Source organism: Streptomyces aureus (genome assembly GCF_000725495.1).
In the GTDB taxonomy this organism is placed as follows: Bacteria; Actinomycetota; Actinomycetes; order Streptomycetales; family Streptomycetaceae; genus Streptomyces; species Streptomyces aureus_B.
The window spans coordinates 81,681-94,671 of sequence record NZ_JNZD01000034.1 but is presented as its reverse complement, the minus strand read 5'-3'; the positions used below and the strand labels follow the sequence as shown (position 1 = coordinate 94,671).

General features: G+C 71.4%; 14 protein-coding genes and 1 pseudogene. 3 read left to right on the top strand and 12 right to left on the bottom strand.

All coding sequences use genetic code 11. The annotated features are described in order from the left end of the window. The first annotated feature begins 20 nt into the window (after positions 1-20). On the top strand, positions 21-392 hold the full coding sequence (locus IO36_RS32430) for a hypothetical protein (RefSeq protein ID WP_037625136.1): 372 nt from the start codon (positions 21-23) through the stop codon (positions 390-392). Positions 393-480: 88 nt separating this feature from the next. Here the strand turns inward: IO36_RS32430 and IO36_RS32425 are convergent, their stop codons facing one another. Continuing rightward, on the bottom strand, positions 481-801 hold the full coding sequence (locus tag IO36_RS32425; protein ID WP_037625135.1) for a GYD domain-containing protein: 321 nt from the start codon (positions 799-801) through the stop codon (positions 481-483). Positions 802-1,046: 245 nt separating this feature from the next. After that, entirely contained in the window at positions 1,047-1,520 is a 474-nt protein-coding gene (locus tag IO36_RS32420; protein ID WP_037625133.1) for a carboxymuconolactone decarboxylase family protein, read from the bottom strand. Between the two features lie 381 nt (positions 1,521-1,901). On the opposite strand from IO36_RS32420, the gene IO36_RS32415 reads away from it, so the two are divergent. Then, complete coding sequence (locus tag IO36_RS32415) at positions 1,902-2,096, top strand: hypothetical protein (RefSeq protein WP_425535563.1); 195 nt, start codon at positions 1,902-1,904, stop codon at positions 2,094-2,096. A gap of 70 nt (positions 2,097-2,166) precedes the next feature. On the opposite strand, the gene IO36_RS32410 is transcribed toward IO36_RS32415, so the two are convergent. From IO36_RS32410 to rpsB, 5 genes are all read right to left on the bottom strand, one after another. After that, positions 2,167-3,306 carry a phosphatidate cytidylyltransferase gene (locus IO36_RS32410; RefSeq protein ID WP_078943574.1) on the bottom strand — a complete coding sequence of 380 codons (1,140 nt, stop codon included), beginning with the start codon at positions 3,304-3,306 and terminating at the stop codon, positions 2,167-2,169. Beyond that, positions 3,306-3,863, bottom strand: coding sequence for a ribosome recycling factor (gene frr, locus IO36_RS32405; RefSeq protein ID WP_037625129.1), 558 nt, complete (start codon positions 3,861-3,863; stop codon positions 3,306-3,308). Before frr ends, IO36_RS32410 begins: the two co-directional genes overlap by 1 nt. Positions 3,864-4,035: 172 nt before the next feature. Further along, positions 4,036-4,806 carry a UMP kinase gene (gene pyrH / locus IO36_RS32400; RefSeq protein ID WP_037625128.1) on the bottom strand — a complete coding sequence of 257 codons (771 nt, stop codon included), beginning with the start codon at positions 4,804-4,806 and terminating at the stop codon, positions 4,036-4,038. Between the two features lie 182 nt (positions 4,807-4,988). Further along, the gene (tsf, locus tag IO36_RS32395) at positions 4,989-5,825 is read right to left on the bottom strand and encodes a translation elongation factor Ts (RefSeq protein WP_037625126.1); all 837 of its coding nucleotides are present in this window, start codon (positions 5,823-5,825) and stop codon (positions 4,989-4,991) included. Positions 5,826-5,921: 96 nt separating this feature from the next. Continuing rightward, complete coding sequence (gene rpsB, locus IO36_RS32390; protein WP_037625124.1) at positions 5,922-6,827, bottom strand: 30S ribosomal protein S2; 906 nt, start codon at positions 6,825-6,827, stop codon at positions 5,922-5,924. 344 nt (positions 6,828-7,171) lie between these two features. On the opposite strand from rpsB, the pseudogene IO36_RS45100 reads away from it, so the two are divergent. Next, positions 7,172-7,660 (top strand): annotated as a pseudogene (locus tag IO36_RS45100) (peptidoglycan DD-metalloendopeptidase family protein); the annotation flags it as partial. A 92-nt stretch (positions 7,661-7,752) separates the two neighbouring features. Here IO36_RS45100 and IO36_RS32385 read toward each other — a convergent pair. The 5 genes from IO36_RS32385 to IO36_RS32365 form a co-directional block, all read right to left on the bottom strand. After that, entirely contained in the window at positions 7,753-8,310 is a 558-nt protein-coding gene (locus IO36_RS32385; RefSeq protein ID WP_037625122.1) for a TetR/AcrR family transcriptional regulator, read from the bottom strand. A gap of 237 nt (positions 8,311-8,547) precedes the next feature. Further along, on the bottom strand, positions 8,548-9,387 hold the full coding sequence (gene whiG, locus IO36_RS32380) for an RNA polymerase sigma factor WhiG (protein ID WP_037625120.1): 840 nt from the start codon (positions 9,385-9,387) through the stop codon (positions 8,548-8,550). Positions 9,388-9,658: 271 nt separating this feature from the next. Next, the gene (gene dprA / locus IO36_RS32375) at positions 9,659-10,804 is read right to left on the bottom strand and encodes a DNA-processing protein DprA (protein WP_037625118.1); all 1,146 of its coding nucleotides are present in this window, start codon (positions 10,802-10,804) and stop codon (positions 9,659-9,661) included. Next, entirely contained in the window at positions 10,801-12,426 is a 1,626-nt protein-coding gene (locus IO36_RS32370; protein WP_037625116.1) for a YifB family Mg chelatase-like AAA ATPase, read from the bottom strand. Before IO36_RS32370 ends, dprA begins: the two co-directional genes overlap by 4 nt. Continuing rightward, positions 12,426-12,797, bottom strand: a complete 372-nt coding sequence (locus IO36_RS32365) for a YraN family protein (protein WP_037625113.1) — start codon at positions 12,795-12,797, stop codon at positions 12,426-12,428. Before IO36_RS32365 ends, IO36_RS32370 begins: the two co-directional genes overlap by 1 nt. Positions 12,798-12,991: the final 194 nt, after the last annotated feature.

Genomic DNA, 12,991 nt, shown 5'->3' with positions numbered 1-12,991 from the left:
CCTGCGGGCAGTATGGCCTTATGACAAAACTGTCCGCACGGCCTGTCCCTCACGCCTCCTCCGGATCCGTGCTGTCGCTGTGGTCGCAGGACTCGGTGTTGTCGATCGGTTCGGTGGGGTCGGTGCTGTCCGTCGGCTCCGTCGGCTCCGCCCTGTCCATCGGCTCGATCGGGAGCGCCCTGTCCGTGGGCTCGATCGGGTCCGCCCTGTCGCTGATCTCGACCGGGTCCTGGCTGAGTACGGGATCGCTGTTCTCCGCGCAGTCCCGGTGGTCGGTGCTGTCCTGGCGTTCCTCCCACGCCCTCATGGCCGCGGGAGCGGCAGGCGCCGCGACCGGAGGCGTCCTGTTGCTGACCCGGCTGCTCCGCACGGTCGAGACCGGCACCGACTAGCCCGCCGATGGCCCTCCGCCGCGGTCGTGCCGGAGGGCCATCGGCGGTCGGTCGCGTCACCCGCCGATCCCGTAGCGGTCGGCCCTCGCTACGCGCCCGGCGGGCGGAACGACACCTCTCGTCGGGCGGCCTCGTCGATCTCGGCGAGGGTGAGGAGAGGCGTGGCCCGGGTGTGCAGGGCGCCGCTGGCCTTGACACTGAGACTGACGGCGGCCATGGAGACCGTGTCGGGGAAGTCGAGGATGCACACGAAGTCGTCCTCCCCGAAAGAGAAGTACATGGCCTCGACGGTGCCGCCCAGGCCGGCGACGACCTGCTCGACGGCGGCACCGCGGCCGCTGGCCCCCTCCTTGAGCACACCCCGCGCACCCTCGGGCGTATAGCTGGCCTGGATGAGGAACTTCGCCATGGGGACTCCCTGCCCGTGGTGTGTCCGGTACGTTCCGGCACGCGTACACGTACGCGCAAGGCCTTCCCGCCGTCGCGCCGGGCACCGACCGACAAGCCTCCGGATTCACCCGTACGGCGAAGAGCCCTGCACCCGCGACGCCGGGTGTCCCAGGTCAACCCCCGGATGCCTCCAGGCGCCCCGCGGCGGCGAAGAGCCGCCCGGGGCGGGGGCAAGGTCCCGTCCCGGGCGGCGTCGCTCTCGTGTCAGGCGAACTGACCCGGCCGGTAGTCGCCGGCCGGCTGCTGGATCATGACGTTGCCGCGGTTGAAGGCGTTGATGAGCGCGATGCAGCAGACCAGGGCGGCGAGCTGCTCCTCGTCGTAGTACTTGGCGGCGTTCGCCCAGCACTCGTCCGTGACCCCGCCCGCCGCGTCGGCGATGCGGGTGCCCTGCTCGGTCAGCTCCAGGGCGGCCCGCTCGGCGTCGGTGAACACGGTCGCCTCCCTCCAGGCCGCGACCAGATTGAGACGTACGGAGGTCTCGCCCGCGGCTTCCGCGTCCTTGCTGTGCATGTCGGTGCAGAATCCACAGCCGTTGATCTGGCTGGCGCGGAGCTTCACCAGTTCCTGCGTCGCGAGCGGCAGCGTCGACTCCGCGAGCGGCCTGCCCGCGGCGACGATGTGCTTCATGAACTTGGCCGCGACCGGGCTGGAGTAGAGGTTCAGACGGGCTTCCATGGCGTGCTCCCTGTGTCGTCCTTCGTGGTTACACCTGGTTGACGGAGCGGCTCGGCGCGATGTGACCGGTCTGAATGTGACCTGCGTCTCCCTCGGGCGCCGGATGCGGACCGGTGTGGACCGGGTGCTGTCATGACCCGGCCCCAAGGGCCTAGAATCGAATATCTGTACGAATAAGTGCCGGCTCGCCCGCTCGCAGGCCTTCCGGACGATCACCGAAGACGGCGTCACGGCCTGCCCGTACCGCCGACCCGACACGGATCTGGGTGTCCTGTGAACCACGAGCACATACCGCCGAAGGACGAGCACCAGCGGGAGCGGGGACAGGGCGGCGACGCGCCCGTCCTCGTCGGCCGCCCCGCGGCCACCGGCGGGCGCCGCGTGACGATCCACGGCCGGAGCGCCGGCATCGCCCACAGCGACGCCGACGTCGTCGAGTTCCTGCGCCGCGCGGGCCTGCCCGACGCCTGGGAGCTCCTGGACGACCCCCGCTGGGTGGGCTGGCAGGGCGGCCGGCCCCGTACATACGACACCACCCCTCCGGGTCACGGCGATCACGGCGAGGTGATCGGATGACCGAAGGGGTGGTGTCGTCGAGGTGCGTCGCGCTGACGTTCGTACGTCGTCGGCGCGTGCGGAAAAACGATCAGCCGGATCCGACGAAGAGGACGAGCAGCAGCCAGACGACCGGAGCCGTCGGGAGCAGCGAGTCCAGCCGGTCCATGATGCCGCCGTGTCCCGGGAGCAAGGTGCCCATGTCCTTGATGCCGAGGTCCCGCTTGATCATCGACTCGCCGAGGTCGCCCAGCGTGGCACTGGCCGCGACCGCGAGGCCGAGGATCAGACCCTGCCACCAGGTGCCGTCGTCGATCAGGTACTGCATGCACAGCGCGCCCGCCGCCATCGCGAACGTGACCGCTCCGAACAGGCCTTCGCGGGTCTTTCCGGGGCTGATCCGCGGAGCCAGCTTGTGCTTGCCGAAGCGCCAGCCGATGGCGTACGCACCGGTGTCGCTGACGACCGTGAGGAGCAGGAACGTCAGCACGCGGCGCGGGCCGTCGTCGGCCGTGAGCATCATGGCCACGAAGGTCGCCAGGAACGGCACGTAGAAGGCCGCGAAGACCCCCGCCGTGACGTCCTTGAGGTATCCCTCGGGCGGTTCCGTCATCCGCCAGACCAGGACGGCCAGCGCGGTGAGGGCCATGGCCACCCAGGCACCCTCGGCACCACGCACATAGCCGGAGACGACCATGGCGGCGCCGCCGAGCGCGAGCGGGACAAGGGGCGCCTTGATGCCCTTCTGCTCCTGCAGCCGTGAGGTGAGCTCCCAGAGCCCGACCACCACGGCGACCGCCACCACGCCGACGAAGACGGCCTTGACGACGAACAACGACGCGACGATGACCGCGCCGAGCCCGACGCCCACTCCTATGGCCGCGCCCAGGTCGCGTCCCGCACTCTTCTTCTGCGGTGCGGCGGCGGGCTCGGGTGCGGTGCTGGGCATGGGCTCCTGCGGGCTCTGCGGGTCGTGCGACGGATCCCCGAAGGGCGCCGCCGACTGCGTGTCGTTGCGGACCGAGGGGCCGCTCAGCCGAGCGGCCCCCCTGTCGTCATCCTGGTCTCCGCCATGAGCGGGTACGTCGGGCGCGGTGGGCATGGGCCGAGTGTGCTGCGCGTCATGCGCATCGTACGTGGGACCCGCCGGGGCCGCCCCCTGGACAGGCCCCTGCTCGGACGGCCCCCAGTACCCGGCTTGTGGCGGCGCCCCCCAGGAAGAGTCGTTCATCAGACTTCGAGAAGTTCCGCTTCCTTGTGCTTCAGGAGCTCGTCCACCTGGGCGACGTACTTCGCCGTGGTGTCGTCGAGTTCCTTCTCCGCACGGCGGACCTCGTCCTCGCCGGACTCCTTGTCCTTGACGAGCTTGTCGAGAGCGTCCTTGGCCTTGCGGCGCACGGCGCGGATCGAGACCTTGGCGTCCTCGCCCTTGGTCCGCGCGACCTTGATGTAGTCCTTACGACGCTCTTCCGTCAGCTCGGGGAACGTCACCCGGATGATGTTGCCGTCGTTGCTGGGGTTGACGCCCAGGTCGGAGTCGCGGATCGCCTGCTCGATGTTGCGCAGCGCGCTCTTGTCGAACGGGGTCACCACGGCCATGCGCGGCTCCGGAACGGAGAACGAGGCCAGCTGGTTGATCGGCGTCAGCGCGCCGTAGTAGTCGGCCACGATCTTGTTGAACATCGCCGGGTGCGCACGGCCGGTGCGGATCGCGGCGAAGTCCTCCTTGGCGACAACGACGGCCTTCTCCATCTTCTCCTCGGCCTCGAGGAGGGTCTCTTCGATCACCACTTGCTCCTGCGTGTCTTGAAGTAGGCCCGGCTGCTGTTTCCTCGTCGGTTCGGCGGCCGGCTGCGTCGCGTCTTGTTCCTGCACGGTTCCGGACCGGCAGGACATTGTCCATCCCCCGGTCGGGGTCCGTCCGGGACCGGAAGGCGGATCCGGTCCCGATCGTTCCCTGTCAGGCTCGGCCGCTCTGGTCGCCCACGAGTGTGCCGATCTTCTCACCCTTGACGGCCCGCGCGATATTGCCCTCCGCCAGGAGTTCGAAGACCAGGATCGGCAGCTTGTTGTCCCGGCACAGCGTGATGGCGGTCATGTCGGCGACCTTGAGGTCCCGGGTGATGACCTCGCCGTAGCTGAGCGCATCGAACTTGACGGCCTCGGGGTTGGTCTTCGGGTCGGAGTCGTAGACACCGTCCACGCCGTTCTTGCCCATGAGGAGCGCCTCGGCGTCGATCTCCAGGGCGCGCTGGGCGGCGGTGGTGTCGGTCGAGAAGTACGGCATGCCCATACCGGCGCCGAAGATGACCACGCGGCCCTTCTCCAGGTGGCGCACACCGCGCAGCGGGATGTACGGCTCCGCGACCTGGCCCATGGTGATGGCGGTCTGGACGCGGCTGTCGATGCCCTCCTTCTCCAGGAAGTCCTGGAGGGCGAGGCAGTTCATGACGGTGCCGAGCATGCCCATGTAGTCGGAGCGCGCCCGGTCCATGCCGCGCTGCTGGAGTTCGGCCCCGCGGAAGAAGTTGCCGCCGCCGATGACGACGGCGATCTGGGCACCGCCGCGCACGACGGCCGCGATCTCGCGGGCGATCTTGTGCACCACGTCGGGGTCGACGCCCAGTCCCCCGCCACCGGCGAACGCCTCGCCGGAAAGCTTCAGCAGGAAGCGGCCCGCGCCCTTGCCGTCGTCGCTCTTCTCGCCGTTTCCGGCCTGGGTGGTGGTCATGGAGATCTCCTCATGGTGCACATACGAAGAAGGCCATTGCCGGTGGGGTGTGTTTGCATCCCATGCTCGGCAATGGCCTCCTCGTCAGATCTGCTGTCGTCCGGCACACACGCGTGAGTGCCGGCGTACGCGGACGACTGCTGTCGACCCTATCGGGGTCGCGCGTCGATCGCTGTACGGACTCAGATGCCGACCTTGATGCGCGAGAAGCGCTTCAGGGTGACACCGGCCTCGTCCAGAACCTTCTGGACGGACTTCTTGTTGTCGAGCGCGTACGGCTGACCGAGGAGGGTGGCCTCCTTGAAGAAGCCGTTGACGCGACCCTCGACGATCTTGGGGAGGGCGGCCTCGGGCTTGCCCTCGGCGCGGGTGGTCTCCTCGGCGACGCGACGCTCGGTCTCGACGACCTCGGCCGGAACGTCCTCACGGGAGAGGTACTTCGGCGCGAAGGCGGCGATGTGCTGCGCGATGCCCTTGGCGAGGTCGGCGTCGGCCTTGTCCAGCTCGACCAGAACACCGATCTGCGGGGGCAGGTCGGGCATGGTGCGGTGCATGTACGAGGACACGAACGCGCCGGAGAACTGGGCGAAGCGGTCGAGGACGATCTTCTCGCCCAGGTTGGCGTTGGCCTCGTCGACGAACGCCTGAACCGTCTTGCCGGGCTCGATCTCGGAGCCGAGCAGCGCCTCGATGTCGGCCGGCGACGTCTTGACGACGTGCTGGGCGATCTCGTTGGCGACGGCCTGGAACTTCTCACCCTTGGCGACGAAGTCCGTCTCGCACTTCAGCTCGACCAGGACACCGGAGGTGTTGTCGTCGGCGATGATGGAGACCACGGCGCCGTTCTCGGCGGAGCGGCCCTCGCGCTTGGCGACGCCCTTCTGGCCCTTGATCCGCAGCGCCTCGACGGCCTTGTCGACGTTGCCGTCGGCCTCGTCCAGCGCCTTCTTGCAGTCCATCATGCCGGCGCCGGTGAGCTCGCGGAGCTTCTTGACGTCAGCGGCGGTGTAGTTCGCCATGATTCCTGGAGTCTCTCTCGAAGTCTGAAGATCTACGGGCGGAACGGCGGGGGCTTCGTGCGCCCCCGCCGTTCACAGACCCGAAGGGGTGAGGGGTCAGGCCTGCTCGGCGTCCGCGGCGGGGGCCTCGGCCGGAGCCTCGGCGGCGGCCTCGGCCGGAGCCTCGGCCTGCTCGGCGTCGGCGACCTTCTCCGTCTCGGCGGAGGTCTGGACCTCGGCGTCGTCGGCCTTCTTCTCGCCCTCGAGCAGGTCGCGCTCCCACGCGGCGAGCGGCTCGCCCGCGGCCTTGTCGCCCGCGGCCTTGCCGGCGCCGGAGCGGGCGATGAGGCCCTCGGCGACGGCGTCGGCGATCACGCGGGTGAGCAGGGTGACGGAGCGGATCGCGTCGTCGTTGCCCGGGATCTTGTAGTCGACCTCGTCGGGGTCACAGTTGGTGTCGAGGATGGCGACGACCGGGATGTTGAGCTTCCGGGCCTCGCCGACCGCGATGTGCTCCTTCTTGGTGTCCACGATCCAGACGGCGCTGGGCACCTTCTGCATCTCGCGGATACCACCGAGGGTCTTCTCCAGCTTGGCCTTCTCGCGCGAGAGCACGAGAAGCTCCTTCTTGGTGAGACCCGAGGCCGCGACGTCCTCGAAGTCGATCTGCTCGAGCTCCTTGAGGCGCTGCAGACGCTTGTAGACGGTGGAGAAGTTGGTGAGCATGCCGCCCAGCCAGCGCTGGTTGACGTAGGGCATGCCGACGCGGGTGGCCTGCTCGGCGATGGCCTCCTGCGCCTGCTTCTTCGTGCCGACGAACATGACCGTGCCGCCGTGGGCGACGGTCTCCTTGACGAACTCGTAGGCGCGGTCGATGTACGACAGCGACTGGAGCAGGTCGATGATGTAGATGCCGTTGCGCTCGGTGAAGATGAAGCGCTTCATCTTCGGGTTCCAGCGACGGGTCTGGTGACCGAAGTGGACGCCGCTTTCCAGCAGCTCCCGCATCGTGACGACGGCCATGGCCGTTCTCCTCGGTTTTCTCGGTTGTGCCGCGTGTGCCGGACGGCACTCGCGCCTGACGCCCGCGACGCGCCTTGCCACAGAGGACCGAGAGGCGCTGACACCGGTGGTGACCAGATGTCGGGGCGTGCGAAGTCGACCCGATGACCCGGGTCGCCATCAGAAGTGTACGGGACCCTGGAGGGACCGGGTGACGCCGCTGTCCACAACCGGCCGGTACTCCACAGATCCCGGCCATGATCCGCTCGATGCGGGACGGTTCCCGCATGCGAGTGAATCGATGTGCGCGCAAGTGGCGGGGATTCCTGCTGAGCCTGGTCCTGACCGTGCTCGGCGTCGGAGCCATGGCCCCGACGGCTCCGGCCCACGGGACCGGTCCGCCCCGGCCGGCACCGGCGCCCGGGCACGGCTCGGCGCGGTCCGCGGCGGCTGACGAGGCCGGCAAGGCGTCGGGCGGTGCGGGCTCACCGCCTGTCGCCGACCCTTCCGTGCCTGCGGTCGCGACCGCCTGGCCGTTCGGGGGCCGGCCGTTCGTCCTGCGGGGCTGGGAGCCGCCGGCGACCGCCTACTCCCGCGGGCATCGGGGCGTCGACCTCGCGGCGGCGCCGGGCACACCGGTCCTGGCGGTCGCGCCCGGCCGGGTGTCCTTCGCGGGCCGGGTCGGGGGCCGCGGGGTCGTCTCGGTGGAGCTGGCGGACACGGGGACGCCTCCGCTGCGGACGACGTACGGCCCGGTGCGGGCCTCTGTGCACAAGGGCGACGAGGTCGCCGCGGGCGAGACCGTCGGCACCCTGGAGGCGGGAGGCGTGCACTGCGGGCCGGCGGCCTGTCTGAGTGGGGTGGGGGTGGGCGCGGGGGGAGGAGAGAGGGAAGCGCAGAACCCGGGAGGGGTGGTTCGGGAGGGCGGTGGGGTCAGCCCGTGGGGTCAGCCCCGGACGCCTCGCAGGGCCATCGTCACGGCCGCCTCCGTGATCGCGGAGGGGTCCTCGGCGGCGCCCAGCTCGATGCGGCGCACGGCGGCGTCGACCACGCCCTGGAGGAGCATCGCGGCCAGCCGCGGCTCGGCGTGACCCATCGCTGCGAGCGCCTCACCGATCATCGTGACCAGCCCGCCGTGCGCGGCCCTGATCTTCTCCCGGGCTCCCGCGTCGAGTTCGCCGGCGGAGATGGCGACGACCGCCCGGTGTCTCCGGTCCCCGACCAGGGCGAGCTGACTGCGCACATAGGCCTCGACCGTGGCCTCGGGGCCGTCCGCCGCGGCCATCGCGTCCGAGACCTCGGCCGCCCAGACGGGGAAGTCGACCTCGCACAGTTCCTCGACGACGGCCGCTCTGGACCGGAAGTACTCGTAGACGGAGGAACGCGCGAGCCCCGTGCGCTCGGCCAGCGCGGGGAAGGTCAGCGCGTCCGTGCCGCCCTCGGACAACAGGGACCGCGCCGCGTCCAGCAGGGCGGCTCGCTGCATCGACCGGTGCTCGGCCACGGAGGCCGCTCGAATCCTTGGCACGTCAACCACTGTACGGACGCGGCGCCGCGGACGGGAACCACTCCGGAGAGCCGGCCACCGTGGCGTCCACCGCACCGGCACCCGCCGGTGTCCGGCGCAGCGCTCCCCCACCAGGCCGGCCCGGTCGCCCGCCCACGGCCAGGACCTGCGACGGCAAGGCGGGGACACCCCCGGCATCGGCGCACCGGGCTGCCGCAGCCGCGCACGCGCGTCTCAGCGGCCGAAACTGGCCAGCTTGGCGCGCAGCTGGAGCACCGACTTGGTGTGGATCTGGCTCACCCGGCTCTCGGTCACCCCGAGCACATTGCCGATCTCCGCGAGGGTGAGGCCTTCGTAGTAGTACAGCGTGACCACGGTCTTCTCCCGGTCGGGCAGCGTGTTGATCGCCCGGGCCAGCAGTCTGCGCAGCTCACGGTCCTCGGCCACCTCGACCGGGTTGTCGGCGGCCGTGTCCTCCAGCGTGTCCAGCAGGCTCAGGTCGCCGCCCTCGCCGCCGACGTGCAGCAGCTCCTCCAGCGCGACCACGTTGGCCAGCGACAACTGGCTGAACACCGCGTGCAGTTCGTCCACGCCGATGCCCATCTCGGCAGCCACCTCGCCCTCCGAGGGGGTCCGCCGCAGCCGCGCCTCCAGCGTCGCGTAGGCGCGCTCGACATTGCGCGCCTTCTGCCGCACCGACCGCGGGATCCAGTCCAGCGCCCGCAGTTCGTCGATCATCGCGCCGCGGATGCGGGTGATCGCGTACGTCTCGAACTTGATCTCGCGTTCGATGTCGAACTTCTCGATCGCGTCGATCAGTCCGAACACCCCGGACGAGACGAAGTCGGCCTGCTCGACGTTGGCGGGCAGACCCACGCTGACGCGGCCCGCGACGTACTTCACCAGCGGTGAGTAGTGCAGGATCAGCTGCTCCCGCAGCCGCTCGTCACCGGTCGACTTGTACGACCGCCACAGCTCGTCGAGCGTCGAGGGCGCGGGCGGGCGCACGCTGCCGCCGTCGCGGGCGGCTGGCGGGATCGCCGTCCGGTCGGTCCCGGAGGTGTGCTGGGGCATTCGTCGCCTTGTGCCGTTCTGCCGTGAACTGGGATTACCTGGGCGTCCTGTCGGCGTCGTGCCGAGATCGCGTGCGTGCTTCGGATTCCTGCGAGCGTAGCGTGACTAGGCTGTCGCAGTGCGCGAAGGACGGGGCTGTCACCCGCAAGCGAACCCTTCCCCCGGGACGTCTCCCGGAGTCACGACGATCGCCCTGCGTGACCGCCGGGGTCGCCAACTGCGGGGATTACCAGGCGTGTCGGCGTTCCCCCGGACGGCCGAACACGCTCGGTCAGCACCGACCGCGATCAGCTCGGACGGGGGCCGTCTCCTGGCGTGTCAACTTCCAGCCATCGCCGTGTCGTTCGACGAATCCAAGTGCTCGGAGTTCGTACAGTCTCCCGACCGCGTCGTCCGTGCTGGTCCCCGCCCGCCGGGCGATCTGCTCGGTTCCGGCCGGATCCCGCGCCGGGAGGGCGGCCAGGACCCGTCCCGCGTCCGGTTCGAGCAGATCGCGCGGCAGGACCGGGCCACGCCGGTCCGGGGCCAGCTCCCCCATCTCGCCCACCAGTTCGGCCACTTCCGCGGCGTCGGACACGAGGACGGCCTCCCCGCGCAGCAGTTCGTGCACCCCCGCCGACAGCGCGCTGGTCGCCGGTCCCGGCACTCCCATGGTGAACCGGCCCAGCCGCTGGGCCGCGCGGGCGGTGACGAGCGCTCCGCTGCGGTACGCCGCCTCGACGACCACCGTGCCCCGGGTGAGCGCCGCGATGACCCGGTTGCGGAGGATGAATCTGCTCGGTGTCGGGTGTTCGCCCGGGGGCAACTCGCCGACCACGAGTCCCTGCTCCGCGATCCTGGTGATCAGCGCGGTGTGCCCGCGCGGATAGGGCCGGTCGACGCCGCAGGCCAGCACGGCGACGGTGGCGCCGCCGGCCCCGAGGGCGCCGCGGTGCGCGGCGCCGTCGATGCCGTAGGCGCCGCCGGACACCACCACCCAGCCCCGCTCCGCGAGTCCGGCGCCGAGAGTGGCGGCCATGTGGGCGCCGTACTCCGTGCAGGCGCGGGCGCCCACGACGGCGACCGACCGCAGCGCCCACAGCCGCAGGCCGGGCCGCCCCCGCACCCACAGTCCGACCGGCCGGGCGTCCCCGAGGTCGTCGAGCTGGGCGGGCCAGTCGGGTTCGCCGGGACAGACGAACCCCACCCCGGCGCTCCGCGCGAGCTCCAGGTCGCGCTCGGGGTCGGCGCGGGCCGCCCTGGCCCGCAGCCCGGCCCACCTCCTGTCGGTCATCCCCCGCGGCCGCTCCCGCTCCCCGTACAGCCACCGGACCGCTTCCGGGGCGCCCACCTCGCCGATCCAGCGCCCGCAGACCTCGTCCCCCGGCTCGACGACCCGGGACAGCGTGACCCTGGCCCCGCGTTCCAGGGCTGTCATGCCGGCGAGCCGATCGCCATCGGCACCCCTCGCGGGACGCCGGTGCGGAGCTGGAGGGCCAGGGCGACGTCCCCGGCGTCGGGCCGGTCGTGCCCCGCGAGGTCCGCGACCGTCCACGCGACGCGGAGCACCCGGTCCAGTCCACGGGCCGTCAGCAGCCCGCGCTCCAGACCCCGCTCGGCCTCGTCCATCGCTCCCGCCAGTGCCTGGAACCGGCCGCGCAGCTCGCGTCCCGGCACCTCGCTGTTGGTGTGCCAGGGCGTGCCCTTCAGCCGCTCGGCGGCCCGCTCCCGGCCGGCGCGCACCCGGTCCGCGACCGTCCTCGTCGACTCTCCCCGGGCACCGATCGCGGTCAGTTCGGCCCGGGTGACGGGCTCGACGTCCACCCGCAGATCGACCCGGTCGAGCAGCGGGCCCGAGAGCCTCGACTGATAGCGGCGGATGGCGGAGGGCGGGCACTCGCACTGGTCGTGGCTCGTGCTGAAGCGCCCGCAGGGGCAGGGGTTGGCGGCCAGCACCATCAGGAACTTGGCGGGGAACCGCACGACACCGGCGCTGCGCGCGATCACGACGTGTCCCGCCTCCAGCGGCTGGCGCAGGGCGTCCAGCGCGAAGCCGCTGAACTCCGGAGCCTCGTCCAGGAAGAGCACCCCTCGGTGCGACAGGGACACCGCGCCGGGCCGGGCGAGCCCCTTCCCGCCGCCGACGAGCGCCTGCATCGTCGCGGAGTGGTGGGGCGCGCAGTACGGAGCGACGTCCACCAGGGGTTTGCCGGGCGGCAGCAGGCCCGCGACGGAGTGGATCGCGGTCACCTCCAGGGATTCCTGCCGGGTGAGGCCCGGCATGATCAACGGCATCCGTTCGGCCAGCATCGTCTTGCCCGCGCCGGGCGGTCCCTGGAGGAAGACGTGGTGGCCGCCGGCCGCGGCGACCTCCATCGCGGTGCGTGCCGACAGCTGGCCGACGACGTCGCCGAGGTCGTGGCCCTGGTCGTGTTCCGGCACGGCGATGCCGCACAGCCCCGTGGCCTCGCCCGTGCCGGGCAGGCGCAGGCCGGCCGCCAGCGGATCCGGGCGGCCCCGCTCGTCCGGGTCCTCCTCGGGCACCGGTTCGTCCGCCAGCACCGCGATCAGCTGGCGCAGGCTGCGGACCCCGAGCACCGAGATCCCCGGCACGAGGGCGGCCTCGGCCGCGGCGCACTCCGGCACCACCACCTGTTCGTAGCCGGCGTCCGCCGCGGCGATGACGGCCGGGAGGATGCCCCGCACGGGCCGGACCCTGCCGTCGAGGCCCAGTTCCCCGATCATCACGATGTCGGCGAGCACCCGCGGGTCGATGCGCTCGGCCGCGCCGAGGACCGCCGAGGCGACGGCGAGGTCGAACCCGGAGCCGCCCTTGGGCACGGAGGCCGGACTCAGCCCCACGGTCAGCTTCTTCTGCGGCCAGGCCGCGCCGGAGTTGACCACCGCGGCCCTGACCCGGTCCTTGCTCTCGGTCAGGCTCTTGTCGGGGAGCCCGACCAGGGTGAAGGCGGCGATGCCCGGCTCGAGGTCGGCCTGGACCTCGACGACGACGCCCTCCACGCCCACCAGGGCCACCGAACACGTACGCGCGAATCCCATCAGGCCACCCCCCGCGCGTGCTCGACCACGGGCGCGCCCCGTTCGGGGACGGTCACGCCGACCAGGTCGATGCGGACACCGCCGGGCGGGGCTCCGCCGTGTTCCTGGAGCCAGCGTTCGGCCAGGCCGCGCAGCCGGTGGGCCTTGGCCGGCGTGACGGCCCCCATCGGATGTTGGAACGCGCCCGCCCCGCGGGTCTTGACCTCGCAGACGACCAGCGCGTCCCCGTCCCGGGCCACGATGTCGATCTCGCCGGTCCTGCCGGCGCGCCAGTTGCGCGCCAGGACCGTCATACCGGCCCCGGTCAGCCGTCGGACGGCCAGTTCCTCGCCGTAGGCGCCCAGTGCGTTGCGTGCCTCGGATGTCTTCATGTCGGCACCACCTCCGGCACCGACACTGAGGCCATGTCACCCAGCTGTTGGATCTTGGTGGACGAACGGGTGACTGGGGAAAACCCCGTCACCCGTTCGAGTCACGCCCCGACGGCCGACTGACGGCCGCTCACCGTGACCACCGCTCGTCCCCCCATCGGCGGACCGCCCGTCCCTCAGCCGTCGGACGGGCC